The organism is Pseudomonas sp. 15A4 (assembly GCF_016925575.1).
Taxonomy (GTDB): domain Bacteria; phylum Pseudomonadota; class Gammaproteobacteria; order Pseudomonadales; family Pseudomonadaceae; genus Aquipseudomonas.
Genome location: NZ_CP068986.1, coordinates 2,679,926 through 2,695,910 on the forward strand (window position 1 = coordinate 2,679,926; position 15,985 = coordinate 2,695,910).

At 61.0% G+C, this 15,985-nt stretch carries 12 protein-coding genes, 4 tRNA genes and 1 pseudogene; 11 read left to right on the forward strand and 6 right to left on the reverse strand.

Annotated features, from left to right (window positions below; genetic code table 11):
* Positions 1-105: 105 nt before the first annotated feature.
* The gene (locus JN403_RS12095; protein ID WP_205487103.1) at positions 106-762 is read left to right on the forward strand and encodes a thiopurine S-methyltransferase; all 657 of its coding nucleotides are present in this window, start codon (positions 106-108) and stop codon (positions 760-762) included.
* 168 nt (positions 763-930) lie between these two features.
* Here JN403_RS12095 and htpX read toward each other — a convergent pair whose 3' ends face one another.
* Together htpX and JN403_RS12105 are read right to left on the reverse strand one after the other, a co-directional pair.
* The gene (gene htpX / locus JN403_RS12100) at positions 931-1,818 is read right to left on the reverse strand and encodes a protease HtpX (protein WP_037011815.1); all 888 of its coding nucleotides are present in this window, start codon (positions 1,816-1,818) and stop codon (positions 931-933) included.
* Positions 1,819-2,042: 224 nt separating this feature from the next.
* Positions 2,043-3,254: a pyridoxal phosphate-dependent aminotransferase gene (locus JN403_RS12105; protein ID WP_122535600.1), complete on the reverse strand. Its 1,212-nt coding sequence runs from the start codon at positions 3,252-3,254 to the stop codon at positions 2,043-2,045.
* Between the two features lie 192 nt (positions 3,255-3,446).
* Between JN403_RS12105 and msrB the strand changes: the two genes are divergently transcribed.
* Both msrB and JN403_RS12115 read left to right on the forward strand, forming a co-directional pair.
* Positions 3,447-3,845 carry a peptide-methionine (R)-S-oxide reductase MsrB gene (msrB, locus tag JN403_RS12110; RefSeq protein ID WP_122535599.1) on the forward strand — a complete coding sequence of 133 codons (399 nt, stop codon included), beginning with the start codon at positions 3,447-3,449 and terminating at the stop codon, positions 3,843-3,845.
* 85 nt (positions 3,846-3,930) lie between these two features.
* Complete coding sequence (locus JN403_RS12115) at positions 3,931-4,431, forward strand: glutathione peroxidase (RefSeq protein WP_122535598.1); 501 nt, start codon at positions 3,931-3,933, stop codon at positions 4,429-4,431.
* A gap of 10 nt (positions 4,432-4,441) precedes the next feature.
* On the opposite strand, the gene JN403_RS12120 is transcribed toward JN403_RS12115, so the two are convergent.
* On the reverse strand, positions 4,442-6,760 hold the full coding sequence (locus JN403_RS12120; RefSeq protein ID WP_205487104.1) for an ATP-binding protein: 2,319 nt from the start codon (positions 6,758-6,760) through the stop codon (positions 4,442-4,444).
* 86 nt (positions 6,761-6,846) lie between these two features.
* Between JN403_RS12120 and JN403_RS12125 the strand changes: the two genes are divergently transcribed.
* Positions 6,847-7,740 (forward strand): ATP-binding protein, encoded by an 894-nt coding sequence (locus tag JN403_RS12125; RefSeq protein ID WP_122623787.1) that lies wholly within the window; start codon positions 6,847-6,849, stop codon positions 7,738-7,740.
* Positions 7,737-8,219, forward strand: coding sequence for a GAF domain-containing protein (locus tag JN403_RS12130; protein ID WP_122535595.1), 483 nt, complete (start codon positions 7,737-7,739; stop codon positions 8,217-8,219). Before JN403_RS12125 ends, JN403_RS12130 begins: the two co-directional genes overlap by 4 nt.
* A 43-nt stretch (positions 8,220-8,262) precedes the next feature.
* On the opposite strand, the gene JN403_RS12135 is transcribed toward JN403_RS12130, so the two are convergent.
* Positions 8,263-9,036: a hypothetical protein gene (locus JN403_RS12135; protein WP_122535594.1), complete on the reverse strand. Its 774-nt coding sequence runs from the start codon at positions 9,034-9,036 to the stop codon at positions 8,263-8,265.
* Positions 9,037-9,300: 264 nt separating this feature from the next.
* Between JN403_RS12135 and JN403_RS12140 the strand changes: the two genes are divergently transcribed.
* The 6 genes from JN403_RS12140 to JN403_RS12165 all read left to right on the forward strand — a co-directional run bounded on the left by JN403_RS12140 (position 9,301) and on the right by JN403_RS12165 (position 13,291).
* A tRNA-Glu gene (locus tag JN403_RS12140) sits at positions 9,301-9,376 on the forward strand.
* A 2-nt stretch (positions 9,377-9,378) separates the two neighbouring features.
* A tRNA-Gly gene (locus tag JN403_RS12145) sits at positions 9,379-9,454 on the forward strand.
* Between the two features lie 103 nt (positions 9,455-9,557).
* Positions 9,558-9,633 (forward strand) — tRNA-Glu (locus JN403_RS12150).
* A gap of 3 nt (positions 9,634-9,636) precedes the next feature.
* A tRNA-Gly gene (locus tag JN403_RS12155) sits at positions 9,637-9,712 on the forward strand.
* Positions 9,713-9,952: 240 nt separating this feature from the next.
* Positions 9,953-10,954, forward strand: a complete 1,002-nt coding sequence (locus JN403_RS12160) for an ABC transporter substrate-binding protein (protein WP_205487105.1) — start codon at positions 9,953-9,955, stop codon at positions 10,952-10,954.
* Positions 10,955-11,002: 48 nt separating this feature from the next.
* Positions 11,003-13,291 carry a molybdopterin guanine dinucleotide-containing S/N-oxide reductase gene (locus JN403_RS12165; protein ID WP_205487106.1) on the forward strand — a complete coding sequence of 763 codons (2,289 nt, stop codon included), beginning with the start codon at positions 11,003-11,005 and terminating at the stop codon, positions 13,289-13,291.
* Between the two features lie 139 nt (positions 13,292-13,430).
* Here the strand turns inward: JN403_RS12165 and JN403_RS12170 are convergent.
* Together JN403_RS12170 and JN403_RS12175 are read right to left on the reverse strand one after the other, a co-directional pair.
* Positions 13,431-14,614: pseudogene (locus tag JN403_RS12170) on the reverse strand (acyl-CoA dehydrogenase family protein).
* Positions 14,611-15,981: an LLM class flavin-dependent oxidoreductase gene (locus JN403_RS12175; protein ID WP_205487108.1), complete on the reverse strand. Its 1,371-nt coding sequence runs from the start codon at positions 15,979-15,981 to the stop codon at positions 14,611-14,613. The pseudogene JN403_RS12170 and the gene JN403_RS12175 overlap by 4 nt, the downstream one beginning before the upstream one ends.
* Between the last annotated feature and the right edge of the window lie 4 nt (positions 15,982-15,985).

Genomic DNA, 15,985 nt, shown 5'->3' on the forward strand with positions numbered 1-15,985 from the left:
TTGCAGTGTCCTGAGCGTATAAGGTGAGTGGCATGATCGGGCAGTACATCCATCTAAATCTAATATAAGTTTTCGTCCGTTTTGATCGGGATATCAGGAGTGTCTATGGAGCCGCGTTTTTGGCATGAGCGCTGGGCGATCAATCAGATCGGTTTCAATCAGGCGTCTGTGAATTCGCACCTCTTGCGCCTGTGGCCAGAGCTCACCGCCATGCCCGGGGAGCGCGTGCTGGTGCCGTTGTGCGGCAAAAGCATCGACATGATCTGGCTGCTCAACCAGGGCTTTCACGTGGTAGGCGCAGAATTGTCTGAGATAGCGGTGGCGGGATTCTTCAGCGAGAACGGCTTGCAGCCGACGGTCGAGGAGCGTGGCGCGCTCAAGGTTTATCGTGTGGAGGGCTGCGAGATCTGGTGCGGTGACTTCTTTGCCCTAAATCCCGAAGACGTGGGCGACTGCACCGCATTCTACGACCGAGCCGCCCTGATTGCGCTGCCGCCGGACTTGCGCTGGCGTTACGTCAAACAGCTCAATCACTTGTTGTCGAAAGATGCCTGCGGCTTGTTGGTGACGCTGGATTACGATCAGTCGCTGATTGCCGGCCCGCCGTTCTCAGTGGATGAGGATGAGGTGCTGCAGCTGTTGTCCCCCGATTGGCGGGTCAAGCGCGTCGCGGATCTGGATGTGCTGGAGCAGGGCGTGAAGTTCAAACAGGCGGGCGCGACATCCCTGATGGAATATGCTTATCGTCTGTATCGGCGATAAGGAAGGGGCAGGCTGGAGAATGGGCTCCAGTGCTGGAAAATCCAGCGGATGTGGATACGTCTTCGTGAGCAAGCTCACTCTCACAGACCGCCTATGCGCACAAAATCTGCCACAGGCAAAAGAAAAGGGCGACTTCACGTCGCCCTTTCTCGTCCAGCTGTCACGGAATCAACCGCGACGGCGAAGCGCCTCGATGCGTTCTTCCAGCGGCGGGTGGCTCATGAACAGCCCGGCCAGGCCGTGCTTCAAGCCACCGTTGATGCCGAACGCCGTCATGCTCTCAGGCATTTGCACCGGAACGCCCTGTTCCGAACGCAGACGCTGCAGCGCGCTGATCATCGCGCCCGTACCGGCCAGGCGGGCACCGGCGTCGTCTGCGCGGTATTCACGCTTGCGCGAGAACCACATGACGATGGCGCTGGCGAGGAAGCCCAAAACGATTTCAGCGAAGATGGTCGCGATATAGAACGCGATGCCACGGCCTTCTTCGTTCTTGAAGATCACCTTGTCGACGAAGTTGCCGATGATCCGCGCGAAGAACATGACGAAGGTGTTGACCACGCCCTGGACCAGCGCCAGCGTCACCATGTCGCCGTTGGCCACGTGACCGATCTCGTGAGCCAGCACCGCCTTCACTTCATCGGGCGAAAAACGCTCCAGCAGGCCCTGACTGACCGCGACCAGGGCGTCGTTCTTGTTCCAGCCGGTGGCGAAGGCGTTGGCTTCGTAGGCGGGGAAAATACCCACTTCCGGCATCTTGATGCCCGCATCGCGAGACAGTTGTTCCACGGTCTGCAGCAGCCATTGCTCATGGCGGGTGCGGGGTTGGGTAATGATTTCGGTGCCCGTGCTCATCTTCGCCATCCATTTGGAGATGAACAGAGAGAACAGTGAACCGGCAAAACCGAACACGGCGCAGAAGATCAGCAGCTGATTGAGGTTCAGATCAACCCCGTTGGCCGCCATGAACCCGTTGAAGCCAAAAAGGCTCAGGGTAATGCTGGCAATCAGCACGACCGCAAGGTTAGTGGCCAAAAACAGCAAAATGCGCATCATGGTTAAGAGTGTCTCCTCGGGAAGAATATGTAACGTACTGCGGGGGTATATAAGGTGATGTCGGGGCGTATTCAACCGAGCGATCATTTCAAACTGTGTCGTTTGGTGTCGCCTCGGCGATAAGTGTCATCGGCGAGGGAGTGAGGCCGGGGCAACTGCGCTCAAATCGGCAGGAGTCGGCTTACGGGCGGGCACCCGCAAGTCGGCTCCTGCAGCAAGCAGCGTTACTGCTTATAGGTCTTCAGGAAGTTGCCGATCCGGCCAATGGCCTGTTCCAGATCGTCCACACGCGGCAGCGTCACCACGCGGAAGTGGTCTGGCCACGGCCAGTTGAACGCCGTGCCCTGAACGATCAACAGCTTTTCCGACAGCAGCAGGTCCAGCGCGAATTTCTCGTCGTTGTGGATCGGGCAGACCTTCGGGTCGATGCGCGGGAAGGCGTACAGCGCACCCATCGGCTTCACGCAACTGACACCCGGAATGTCGTTGAGCAATTCCCAGGTCCGGTTGCGTTGTTCCAGCAGACGACCCGGCGGCAGGATCAGGTCATTGATGCTCTGATAGCCGCCCAGCGCGGTCTGGATCGCGTGCTGACTCGGCACGTTGGCACACAGGCGCATGTTCGCCAGAATGTCGATGCCTTCGATGTAGCTCTGCGCGTTGTGCTTGGGCCCGGAAATCGCGATCCAGCCGGAGCGGAAACCCGCCACGCGGTAGGACTTCGACAGCCCGTTGAAGGTCAGGCACAGCAGGTCCGGTGCCAGCGAGGCGGTGCAAATGTGCACGGCGTCGTCGTAGAGGATCTTGTCGTAGATTTCGTCCGAGAAGACCACCAGGTTGTGCTGACGGGCAATCTCCAGCATCCCCAGCAACACTTCGCGGGAATAAACGGCGCCGGTCGGGTTGTTCGGGTTAATGATCACCATGGCTTTGGTGTTCGGCGTGATCTTGGCCTTCATGTCCTCCAGATCAGGCCACCAGTTGGCCTGCTCGTCGCACAGATAATGCACCGGGTTGCCGCCCGACAACGCCACGGCGGCGGTCCACAGCGGGTAGTCCGGCGCCGGCACCAGCACTTCATCGCCGTTGTTGAGCAGGGCCTGCATCGACATCACGATCAGTTCGGAGACGCCGTTGCCCAGATAGATGTCTTCGATGCCGACACCTTCGACCTGCTTCTGCTGGTAGTACTGCATCACAGCCTTGCGTGCGCTGAACAGGCCTTTTGAATCGCTGTAGCCCTGGGCCATGGGCAGGTTGCGGATGACGTCCTGCAGAATCTCGTCCGGCGCCTCGAAACCAAACGGCGCCGGGTTACCGATGTTCAGCTTGAGGATGCGATGGCCTTCCTCTTCCAGGCGCTTGGCGTGCTTGAGCACCGGCCCGCGAATGTCGTAGCAGACGTTGGCGAGCTTGTTCGATTTGCTGAACTGCATGGTGATTGGTCCCGAAAAGAGACGGCCCGCTGTATGAAGATGCGCAGACCGCTGAGCATGACGCCATCAAAATGGGTTTGTACGCGAGAAACGCGGGTGACAGACTGGCGTCCAACGAAGGCGCAATCATACGTGCCACCCGATCCGTGGAAAAGACGCAGATCGGGCTTTTTCATTTACGGAGGTCTACCCGTGGCTAAGCTGGATAAAACCCTTGAAGAATGGAAAGCGATGCTCGATCCGGAGCAGTACAACGTCTGCCGGCTGAAGGGCACCGAGCGTCCATTCAGCGGTAAATACAACGAGACCAAGACTGACGGCGTTTACCACTGCATCTGCTGCAACGAGCCGTTGTTCGATTCAAAAACCAAGTTCGATTCGGGCTGCGGCTGGCCGAGCTTCTACGCGCCGCTGGAAGGCAGCGCCGTGGTCGAAGTGCGCGATGTCAGTCACGGCATGATCCGCACTGAAGTGGTCTGCAGTAAATGCGATGCTCACCTCGGCCACGTGTTCCCGGACGGCCCGGCGCCCACCGGTCTGCGCTACTGCATCAACTCCGTGTGCCTGGATTTGGTGCCGCGTAGCGCCTGATGCACGCCTATCACCGGCAACAATGGGATAGCGCGCCAGGCAATGGCGCGCTAGCTTGGCTGTTTACCACTTTCGAGGCATCGCCATGAGCGACGAGCTGCTGAACATTCCGGTGCAAACGATCAAGGGCGAACAAAAGACCCTCGCTGATTTCGGCGGCAAGGCGGTATTGGTGGTGAACACTGCCAGCAAGTGCGGTTTCACGCCGCAGTACAAGGGTCTTGAGGAATTGTGGCAGGGCTACAAGGATCGCGGGCTGGTGGTGCTGGGCTTTCCATGCAACCAGTTCGGCAAACAGGAGCCCGGCAACGAAGGGGCGATTTCCGACTTTTGCGAACTGAACTACGGGGTAACCTTCCCGCTGTTCAAGAAGATCGACGTCAACGGCAGCCATGCCCACCCGCTTTTCGTGCAGCTCAAGAAGCGCGCGCCGGGCTTGCTGGGGTCGGAAGGCATCAAGTGGAATTTCACCAAGTTCCTGGTAGGTCGCGACGGCAAGCTGGTCAAGCGTTACGCCCCATTGACCAAGCCGGAAGACATCAAGGCGGACATCGACGCGCTGTTGAAAGAACAGGCGGCCGGTTGATCGAAGCCTTTTACTGGGGCTGTGCCACCGGGATCCACTGATCCAGCAACGCCATCAATTCCTCGCGACGAAACGGCTTGGCCAGGTAGTCGCTCATGCCCGCGGCCTTGCAGTGTTCGCGCTCTTCGGGCATCGCGTTAGCCGTCAGCGCGATGATCGGCAGGTCCGACCAACGTCCGTTTTTCCGAATGCAACGGGTGGCGTCATAGCCGTTCATCACGGGCATGTTGCAGTCCATCAGCACCAGATCGAAGTGGTCCTGCTCAAGCTGTTGCAGTGCTTCGGCGCCGTTGCTGCTGACGATGACCTCGCAACCGAGCTTGCCGAGCATGCCTTTCGCCACCAGCTGATTAACCGGGTTGTCCTCCACCAGCAGAATACGCGCCCGATGGGTGGGTGAGGGGGCGCCCTGTTCGTGGCTGCTGCCCGCCTGTCCGTCGGCATCCAGAATGCGCGCCAGGCTCTGATGCAGCACGTTGCGCGGTAACGGCCGCGCCTGCTGCTGCAGCGGTGCCAGGGCCGCAACTTGCTCGCCGGGCATGAAATTGCCGTACGCCGTCACCAGCAACACCGGCACCGTGCACGCCTCGCGGATGGCCACCAGGCATTGCGGGCAATCGGTGATCAGCAGGTCTGCGTCGGCGTCGGGTGGCGCGCCTTCTGCCAGCGGCTGACAGGTAACGCCCCATTCCGGCAGCACTCGGCTCAACATTTCCAGTAATCCGCTGCCCGCATCGCTGGCGACCAGCACTTTGCCTTTCAGCAGCGGCCATTGCAGCGCCGGCGTGTGTGCCGGCAGCGGCAGGTCCACGCGGAAGCGGCTGCCAACGCCAAGGGTGGACTCGATACTCAATTGCCCGTTCATGGCATCGGTCAGGTTGTGGGTCAGGGTCAGGCCCAGACCGGTGCCGCCGTACTGCCGGGTGATCGCGGCTTCGGCCTGGGTGAATGGCTGGAAGATCTTCGCCTGAGCGTCCTGCGCGATACCGATGCCGGTGTCGCACACCTCAATACGCATGTGGTCGCCATGTTGACCCAGGCGCACATCCACGCGCCCGGCCCGGGTGAACTTGAGGGCGTTCGAGAGCAGGTTGCTGACGATCTGGCGCACCCGGGTCGGGTCACCCAGCACGGACGCCGGGAAACGCGGGTCGATCAGGCAGGTCAGCTCGACATTCGGCGCCGCGTTCTGCGACAGCAGGCTGGCGGTGTCTTCGATCAGGGCCGCCAGATCGAACGGAATGCGCTCAAGCTCCACCTGACCGGCATCAAATTTCGACAGGTCAAGAATGTCGTTGAGCAGTTCGACCAACACCTTGCCCGAGTCGTGGGCAATGGACAGCTGCTGGCGCTGTTCTGCACTCAGCGGGCCATCGAGGGACAGGGCCAGCATGCCCAACAAGCCATTGAGCGGCGTGCGTATTTCATGGCTCATGTGGGCCAGAAAGGCCGAGCGCGCGTGGGCCATGTCCAGCGCCGTGCTGCGCGCGATCTGCAGTTCTTCGTTGGACTGGCTGAGCCGGGCGTTGCTGGCTTCAAGCTGGTTGGTCCGCGCGGAGACGATGTCTTCCAGTTCGTTGAGGTGGTCGGTGAGCCGGTTTTCCGCTTCCCGCCGCCGCGCGAACTCACTGGCCACGCTCTCGAACTGCCGATTCGTGACCGCCACCAGCACGCCGATTTCGTCATGCTCGTGGCCGCGCGGGCAGGGCAGCGGGGGTTGAACGGGGCTGCGCGGATCCCGCTCCGAGAGCGCACGGATCATGCCCGTCAGCGGTTTGGTCAGGGTGAAGTAAAACAGCGCCAGCAACAGGCCGGCCAGCACCAGACTGCGCACGAAACCGTTGATCAGTGTGATCCCGGCGCGCTGCAGAAAATGGCTGCCGAACGCGAAGGTGTCGACGTCCAGGTGCAAGATGCCGATGGACTCATTGGGGATGTGGTCCAGGTGCAGCACGTCTTCGAACTGCCGGCTGCCGCCGAACAGGAAATCACTGACCATCCGGTAGGCGCTGTTCGCCAACGGTCGCGACACGGCAGCGAGCTGAACGTTGTTGTTATCGGTCAGGCGCGCGCCGACCACGGCCGGGGAGTGCAGCAGGCCGAGGGTCAGCTCTTGCGCCAGTTCTGCGTCGAGGTTGTAGGCAATGCGCGAGGCGGGGTTGTGACTGATTTGCAGCAGGGAGCGAATTTCACGATCGATGGACGCGTCTTCGCTGGCATAATCGAGCGCAATTTGAAACAGACTGAGCAGCGTGCCCAATACAAAGCCGATCAGCACAGTCAGACGGGCCTGTTTGAATGACAGCCTGTGGGTGATCGCTATATCCATAAAGGCATTGTCACTTCTCGTGTCCGTCGCGTGGCAAGCATAGCTGATCGCGACCGGGCGTTAACCCGTTAAATCAAGGAGAAACCGTGGATTCTCGATTGAACGCATTTCTGGAGCGCGCCGAGTCGGTGCTGGCGCGTCTCGAACCTCTGCTGCCTGCCGTGCGACAGCCCGTGGACTGGGAGACAACGCTGGCGGCGCGCTGGGTGCGCGAAGGCCGTGTCGGTTACCTGATGCCGCTGGAGGTCACCCTGGACATGCGCCTGTCCGACCTCATCGGCGTTGACCGCCAGCGTGAGCAGCTGGGCCGCAACACGCAACAGTTCATCGACGGGCTGCCCGCCAACCACGCGTTGCTCTGGGGTTCCCGTGGCACGGGCAAATCGTCGCTGGTCCGGGCGTTGCTGGCCGAGCACGCCAAAGCCGGCCTGCGCCTGATCGAGATCGAGCGGGATCATCTGGGGGATCTGCCGCGTGTGGTCGAGCAGCTGCAGAAATTGCCGCAGCGCTTTGTACTGTTCTGCGATGACCTGTCGTTCGAATCCGGCGAAGGCGACTACCGGGTGCTGAAGAGCGTGCTCGACGGCTCGCTGGAACAGGCGCCGGACAACGTCCTGCTGTACGCCACGTCCAATCGCCGCCACCTCGTGCCGGAAAAGGAGAGCGACAATGCTCACTGGCAGCGCGGTGACGACGGCGAGATTCACCCGAGTGAAGCCGTGGAGGACAAGATCGCGTTGTCGGACCGCTTTGGTCTCTGGCTGTCGTTCTATCCCTTCACCCAGGAGCATTTCCTGGATGTGGTGGAGCACTGGATCGGCGAGCTGGCGACCAAGGCCGGCTTGCAATGGCAGCGTGATGAAGCCCTTGAGATTCACGCCGTGCGCTGGGCGACCGGCCGCGGCAACCGCAACGGTCGTTGCGCGTATCAGTTCGCCCGCTACTGGGTAGGTTTGAAAATGCTGGAGCAAGACGCATGATCGATTTGAATTCTGCAGGGGAGGGCCTTGATGGCTACCGCCTGCTGGCTGCACAACTGGAATCCCTGCTGGCCGACGAGCGCGACTTCATCGCCAACGCGGCGCAGTTTTCGGCCTTCCTTTATAGCCAGCTCGACGACTTGAACTGGGCAGGCTTCTACCTCAATCGCAACGAAGAGCTGGTGCTGGGTCCGTTCCAGGGCCAGATCGCCTGCGTGCGCATTCCGTTCGGCAAGGGTGTCTGCGGCACGGCGGCACAGAGCCGCGAAACCCAGCGCGTGCACGATGTCCATGAGTTTCCCGGACACATCGCCTGCGACAGTGCTTCCAATAGCGAGGTGGTAGTGCCTTTGATAAAGGACGGAAAGCTGATTGGCGTTCTGGATCTGGACAGCCCGAGTGTCGGGCGCTTCAGCGAGGAGGATCAGGCGGGGATCGAAAGGCTGGCGGCGATCTTCTTGAAATCGACCGATTGCTGAGATGAAGCCCTGACGCACCGCGCGGTGCGTCAGGTTTAAGCCATCAGTCGTAGATGGCTTTCTTTTTCCATTCGGCGTCGGCGTCCACGACTCTCAAGCCTTCGGTCAGCTCGTTATTGTCGTCTTCAGTCGGTGCGATGGTGTCCAGCACCATGGAGTTGGCTTTGGCCAGTTGCCGTTCCATGGCCTGCAGGTGGGCTTTCCACGGTGCGGGTTCAGGCTGGTTTTTCAGGTATTGAACGCCGCGCTCGAAGGCCAGACGGGCCTGGCCTGGCTGTTCCTGACTCATCGCGTGCTGGCCGAGGTTGTTGAAGAACTCGATGTGCAGCAGCACCAGCAAGTTACGGATCTCGCGAATCCAGTGTTTGGCTTCAGCGGTTTGCAGGAAACCATCGTGGGCCGCCCGCGTGACCTGGCCATGCATCGCTTCCAGGAGAAAGCGCACGTCTTTGGCCTTGGCTTCGGTTTGAATCGGGCTGGCCGGGTTGCTGACCGTGATCGCGTCACCCTGGGCCACCAGTGCTTCCAGTTCAGCCTGGCGTTCCTGAAGGTTCGGGTTGTTCCTCTTTTCCAGCGCCAGCAGACGCTTGACCACGTTCAGCTCAAGGCGAACCAGCAGCAGCTTGAGCGCCGGTGTCATCAACTGACCGGGGAAGGTTTCGGACAGCTCGCTGCAGCGACGCAGCCGGTCATTGAGCTCGACAAGACCTCGCGCACGCTCGACCTTTTTGCCCTCTGCGACATGATTCAAGTAGCCGACGGCTATGAGGAGCACGATGCCTGCTACGACGAACAGGGTGATAATGAGTGGTGTCACCGCACAAGCCTCAGTCAAGTAATTTGCGCGAGTGTAGTGGCTATCCACTATCGCGGGAAGGTGGTCCTGTCACTTCGCCAGATTTAGGCCATGGCGGCTGACACCTGTGTATCGGCCGGACATTGCCTTAATAGAGGGCGAAGTCATTGATTTGAATATATTTTCACTGAGGGGTTGACGACCCCTATATCCATCCATAGAATGCGCGCCACTTGCAGCGTAAAGCACACAGCAGAGCGTAGCAGGCAGTGAATGTTGTAGCGTGTCCCCTTCGTCTAGTGGCCTAGGACACCGCCCTTTCACGGCGGTAACAGGGGTTCGAGTCCCCTAGGGGACGCCATTGCGGGAATAGCTCAGTTGGTAGAGCACGACCTTGCCAAGGTCGGGGTCGCGAGTTCGAGTCTCGTTTCCCGCTCCATTTTTAAGCAGCTTTGCTTTCGGGCGAAGTTGAGTGAAACCAGGAAGCATCTTCGGATGTGTTTCTGGAACTGGAACACAACACCATGGTGTTTCCAGGCTGTGTCCCCTTCGTCTAGTGGCCTAGGACACCGCCCTTTCACGGCGGTAACAGGGGTTCGAGTCCCCTAGGGGACGCCATTTGCGGGAATAGCTCAGTTGGTAGAGCACGACCTTGCCAAGGTCGGGGTCGCGAGTTCGAGTCTCGTTTCCCGCTCCAAATTCTCAAAAACGCCGCTCAACAGAGCGGCGTTTTTGTGTGTGTTCGATTTATATCAAACTCCCGCTGCTGGTGATTCTCATCCTGCGCATTCCGCATATTTATATATAACTATATTGAATTTATTTAATATAGCGTTCGATGCTATGGTTCTGACGCCTGATGCTGCTTGACCCAGCGCAGGCCCAAGAATCGGCAACCGCACAGGCGGACCGGCGCTCATTTCATGATCCCGTTCCGATGGAGCCTCTCCGGAGATTGCCTGTGTCGATCAAATCCTTTCTGCTGCGTCCTGTGTTGTCCCTTCTTTTATTCAGCGGCTCCCTTAGCGCGGTGCATGCCGCAGAACTGGTCGTGGGCGACCAAAGCTATGGCGCCCGCACCGTCATGGAAGCCGCCGGCGTTCTCGACGATTTGCCTTACACACTGGAGTGGAAGCAGTTCACCGCCGGCTCGCCCGTGGCGGAAGCGCTGAATGCCGGCAGCCTCGACGTCGGCTTGCTGGGTGATGCGCCGGTGTTGTTTCTCGGCGCGTTGGGGGCGCCCATCAAGGTGATTGGCGTTTCCCGGCAGAACCTGGCGGGTGTGGCGATCGTGGTCGGCAAGGATTCGCCCATCAAAACGGTGGCGGACCTTAAAGGCAAGCGGGTGGCGATCTGGAAGGGTTCGTGGAGCCAGCAACTGATGCTGACCGCGCTGGACAAGGCCGGCATCGCGCGGGATGCGGTGGAATATCGATATTTGAGTGCGCTGGATGCTTCTCACGCCCTGGACGGCGGCTCGGTCGACGCCATCGCGACGTGGGATCCCTACGTGATTCAGCAGGAACGGCAGGGCGGGCGGGTGATCACCACTGCGCAAAACCTGATTCCGGCGCAGAGCTTTGTTGTTGCCAATGACCGCTCGATCAAAGACAAGCGCCCAGAGATCACCGATTTCCTCCAACGCCTGCAGAAGGCTCGGGCCTGGTCGGTCGCCAACAAGCAAAACACTGACACGTACGCCGACGCCTGGGCCGTCCTTTCCAAGGCCGATCCTGCAGTGGCGCGCGGTTGGTTCGAGCGTTCGGCGACGGTGGTGCTGCCGATTTCGCCCCAGGTCATCACCCAGGCGCAGCAGACCATCGACTTTTTCAACGCCGCCGGGCTGACGAAATCCTATCCTGCTGGCACTGTATTCGACGACTCCTTTGCCTCGGCGCTCGAAGCCGGGGCTGACTCGTTGGCACAAACGGAGCGTTGATCGATCACGGCAGCCATCGCACAGGCCTACCTGCTGGAGCATTCACCCATGAGTTTCACCTCGTTGCATTGGGGCGCTTACCGTCCGCGGGTTGTTGACGGACGGCTTCAGGCCATGGATCCGGTAGAGTGGGACGCGGACCCTTCGCCGATCGGTTTATCTATCCCCGGCGCCATCGACTCTGCCACGCGTATCCGTCGGCCGGCCGTGCGCCGCAGTTTTCTCGAGCGCTTCAACGATCATCCGGCCCTACGCGACCCGCACCTGCGCGGCAACGAGGCCTTCGTCGAGGTGCCGTGGGACGTTGCGCTGGATCTGGTCGCCACTGAGTTGTCGCGGGTGAAGGGCGAGCACGGCAATAAGGCTATTTTCGGCGGCAGCTATGGCTGGGGCAGCGCGGGGCGTTTTCATCACGCGCAGAGTCAGCTGCACCGTTTCCTCAACAGTCATGGCGGCTACGTGTACAGCGTCGACAGTTACAGCCTCGGCGCCGGTCGGGTGTTGATGCCGCACATCGTCGGCAATATGGACTGGCTGCTGGCGGCCCATACGTCCTGGCGAAATCTGGCGGAGCATTGCGAGCTGTTCGTCGCTTTCGGCGGCTTGCCGTTGAAGAACGCCCAGTGCAGTCCCGGCGGCGCCAGCGATCATCTGGTCAGCAACGGCATTCGCAGGATCTCGGATGCTGGCGTGCAGTTCGTCAATGTCAGCCCGCTCCGTGATGATTTAACCGGACCGGAACGCAATGAATGGCTCGCCGTCCGGCCCGGCAGCGACACTGCGCTGATGATGGCGCTGTGCTGGGTGCTGGTGGACGAAGGGTTGCACAACACGGATTTTCTGCGTCGCTACACGACAGGGTATGAGCGCTTCATCGAATATCTGATCGGCGCCGTGGAGGGTGTGGCGAAGACGCCGGAGTGGGCTGCGGCCCTGACTGGTATTCCGGCCCACCGGATTGTCAGCCTCGCGCGGGAAATGGCCGGCAAGCGCACGATGATCAACGTCGCCTATTCGCTGCAGCGGGCGCAGTTCGGTGAGCAACCGTTCTGGATGACCGTGACCCTGGCGGCAATGCTCGGGCAGATCGGTCTGCCCGGCGGCGGCTTCGGTCTAGGTTATGGCTGCATGAACAACACCGGCAGCGGGCGCAAGGCGTTTTCCGGGCCGCGCTTTTCCCAGGGCGTGAACCCGGTCAAGGATTTCATTCCGGTGGCGCGGGTCACCGACATGCTGCTCAATCCCGGCGAGGCCTTCGATTACAACGGCAAGCGGTATCACTATCCGCACATTCGGCTGGTGTACTGGGCTGGCGGCAACATCTTCCACCATCACCAGGACATTAATCGACTGCTGCACGCCTGGCAGCGTCCGGAAGCCATCATCGTTCACGAGCAATTCTGGACCGCTCAGGCCAAACACGCCGATATCGTACTGCCGGCCACTACCGCACTGGAGCGGGATGACATCGGCAGCGCGGCGTCGGACCGCTACATGATCGCCATGCACAAGGCGATCGAGCCAGTGGGGGAGGCGCGGGACGATTATGCGATCTTCGCCGAGCTGTCCCGTCGGCTCGACTGCATGCAGGTGTTTACCGAGGGCCGTGACGCCGGGCAATGGCTGCGCTTGTTGTATGAAGAGTCGCGACCACGGGCCGGAAGCTTCGCCATTGAGCTGCCCGATTTTGAGGAATTCTGGCGCGAAGGTCTCTTTGAGGTGGATTACCCGCCAGACGATACGGTGCTGCTCAAGGCGTTTCGTGACGACCCGCAGGGGAATCCGCTACAGACGCCGTCGGGCAAGATCGAGATTTTCAGTGAGACGATCGCAGGCTTTGGTTACGCCGATTGTCCCGGCCATCCCGTTTGGCTGGACAAGCCTGCCCAGCCGCTGCCCCTGCATCTGCTATCGAACCAGCCGAAGACGCGGCTGCACAGCCAATACGACCACGGTGCGTACAGCCAGGCCTCGAAAATTCAGGGGCGGGAGCCGTTGACAATCAACCGGCAGGACGCCTTGGCGCGCGGGATTGCCGAGGGGGAGGTGGTCAGGGTGTTCAATGATCGAGGTGCGTTTCTGGCGGGAGTGATGGTGTCCGACGACATTCGTCAGGGCGTGGTGCAGATCGCCACGGGGGCGTGGTTTGATCCGTTGGCGAAAGGACAGGCGAACAGCCTGGAGAAGCACGGCAATCCGAATGTGCTGACTGAAGATGTCGGCGCGTCGAGTCTGTCCCAAGGCTGTTCGGCGCAGACGGTCACGGTTGAAGTCGAGAAGTGGCACGGCGAAGTGCCCCCGATCACCGCCTTCGAGCCGCCTGAAATGTTGGCTTGATCGGCAAGCCGATGCACGACGCGGATGGTAGGACCGGCTTTAGCCGGGAATGCGTCGGGTGTCACGCTGCAAGATTTGGGGGTTCACACTGGCGCCTTCCCGGCTGAAGCCGGTCCTACAGGGGAATGCGGTGCTACTACTACCTGACTGCTCGCCCGGCAAACACGGCCTTGCCCACCCCTGCAACACCACGTCATTCTGCGGCGTATGGACACGGCCGCAGACGACGTTGCGGTAATGGCGTTGCAGCGGGTTGCTGCGGGACAGGCCGGGGTTGCCGGTGGCTTCGATGGCCAGCTCTACCGCGCGAATGGCGTTGCTGGTCACCAGGTATTTGATCTGGGAGGCATGGCCCGCCGACGTCAGCCCATGGGTCGCCGATTCCAGCAGCGTGCGATTGGCGAACAGCAACGTGTCGATGCGGCCGAGCACTTCCTGAAAGCGCGGCAGTGTCGACAGCGGGGCGCCCAGGTTGGACGGCGTGCGCTGCTCCAGAAAACCAACCAGCCAGTCCCGCGCCGACTGAGCAATGCCGTCGTACACCGACGACAACAACACCGACATCCACAGCAACCCCGTCGCATCCAGCTCTGGCTGCGGCGAACTCGCCGGGCTGGTGTTGACGGCATGGTCCAGCGGCACCAGCATGTCGTCGAAAATCACTTCGTGGCTGGACGTTGCGCGCATGCCCAGGTGGTCCCAATCCTCGACGATGCGCACGCCCGGGCTGTCCTTGCGCACCAGCCACACCCCGACCCGCGGATCGGCGTCATCGCTGCGCGCCCAGACGTTGAACCACGTCAGCCCGTGACTGCCCGTTGAATAAATTTTCCGTCCGCTGATCCGCCAGCCTTCCGCCATCCTGCGCGCAATCGTCGCCGGCAGCCCGCCGCGAGAAGGTGAACCCAGATCCGGCTCAACCCGCAGGGCATTGATCAGCGCGCCCTTATTGACTGCGTCCAACGCCACCTGGCGGTAGAGATGCTCCGGCCAGTTTTTCACCTCGCGAATGCGCGCGTGCTGGATGTACTGCATCACCAGAATCAGCGCGGTGGACGGCTCACCTTTCGCCACCGCGCTGATCACCTGTTGCGCCCGCTTGAGATCCGCGTCGCTGCCACCCAGCGCGCCTTCCACCGTCAGCCCAAGCAAACCGTGCTCGTGCAGCAAACGGAAGTTTTCGTGTGGGAATTCAGCCGTCTGGTCGTAGTGCTGCGCAGTCTCGGTGAGCCGCTCGGTTATCCCCTGCAAACGCGCAGCGAAGGCCGCTTCGGTCTCGGCGACAACAGGGGCGCCAGGCTGCCGATTCAATCCTGCGCTCATGCCGGGACCTGCGATTGTTCAGCGTCCGTGACCTTCGTCGCAGCGGACAACCGCGCGGCCGTATGACGATTAACCGGAAAGGCCAGGCCGAAATGCTCGCGCAGGGTCGAACCACTGTAATCAGTGCGTTGCAGGCCACGCTGCTGCAGGACTGGAATGACCAGCTCCGTGAAGGATTTCAGCCCATCAGGCAGAAGCGAATTGATGATGAAACCGTCGCTGGCGCCGTGCTCGAACCAGTGCTGAATCTGGTCGGCGACCTGTTCAGGTGTGCCGGCAAACTCGCGGCGAGGGCGGGAAAAATCCAGCGCGACCTGGCGCAGGGTGAGGTTCTGCTCTCTGGCCTGCTGTTTGATGCGATCGGATCCGCCTTTCTGGCTGTTGGCCCCAAGATCGCCCAGGTCTGGAAACGGCGCATCCAGCGGGTATTGGCTGAAGTCGTGGTCGTTGAACGGCCGGCCCAGCGCGACGATGGCGTCCTCGATGCTCACCAGTTGCACGGCTTGCTGATAACGCTGCTCCACCTCGTCTGCGTTGCGACCCACGATCGGGCGAATCCCCGGCAAAATCGACAGGTCATCCGGGTTGCGGCCGAAACCGACAGCGCGGCGCTTGAGATCGGCGTAATACGCTTGGGCTTCTTCCAGGGACTCGGCGTGGACGAAAATGGCGTCGGAATATTCCGCAGCGAAGTTGCGCCCGTCCTCCGAGGTGCCCGCCTGAAACAGCACCGGCTGGCCCTGGCGGGAGCGGGCGATGTTCAGCGGACCTTTCACCTGGAAAAAGTCGCCCGCGTGGTTTAAGGCGTGCAGCTTGCTGCGGTCAAAGAACTCGCCGGTTTGCTTGTTGCGGGTGAAAGCGTCGTCCTCCCAGGAATCCCACAGCCCTTTGACCGCCGATACGTGTTCCCTGGCGATGCGATAGCGCACGGCGTGGGGCGGATGTTCGCTCTTGCTGAAGTTCTCGGCGGTGCCGCTGAGCCAGGAGGTGACGACGTTCCAGCCGGCCCGGCCGCCGCTGATGTGGTCCAGCGACGAAATCTGTCGCGCCACCTGGAAAGGTTCGGTGTAGCTGACGGTCACGGTCGCCACCAGCCCGATCTTCGATGTTGTCGCTGCCAGCGCCGAGAGAATGGTCAGCGGCTCGAAGCGGTTGAGGTAATGCGGGCTGGATTTCTCGTGAATGTGCAGGCTGTCAGCGATGAACACGAAATCGAACTTCGCGGCCTCGGCCAACCGGGCCTGTCCCTTGTACCAGTCGAAGTTGGTGCTGGCATCAGCTTGCGCGTCCGGGTGGCGCCACTCGCCCCAGCCGTGGCCCACGCCGTGGACCATGGCACCGAATTTGAGTTGACGAGGCTTGCTCATGATC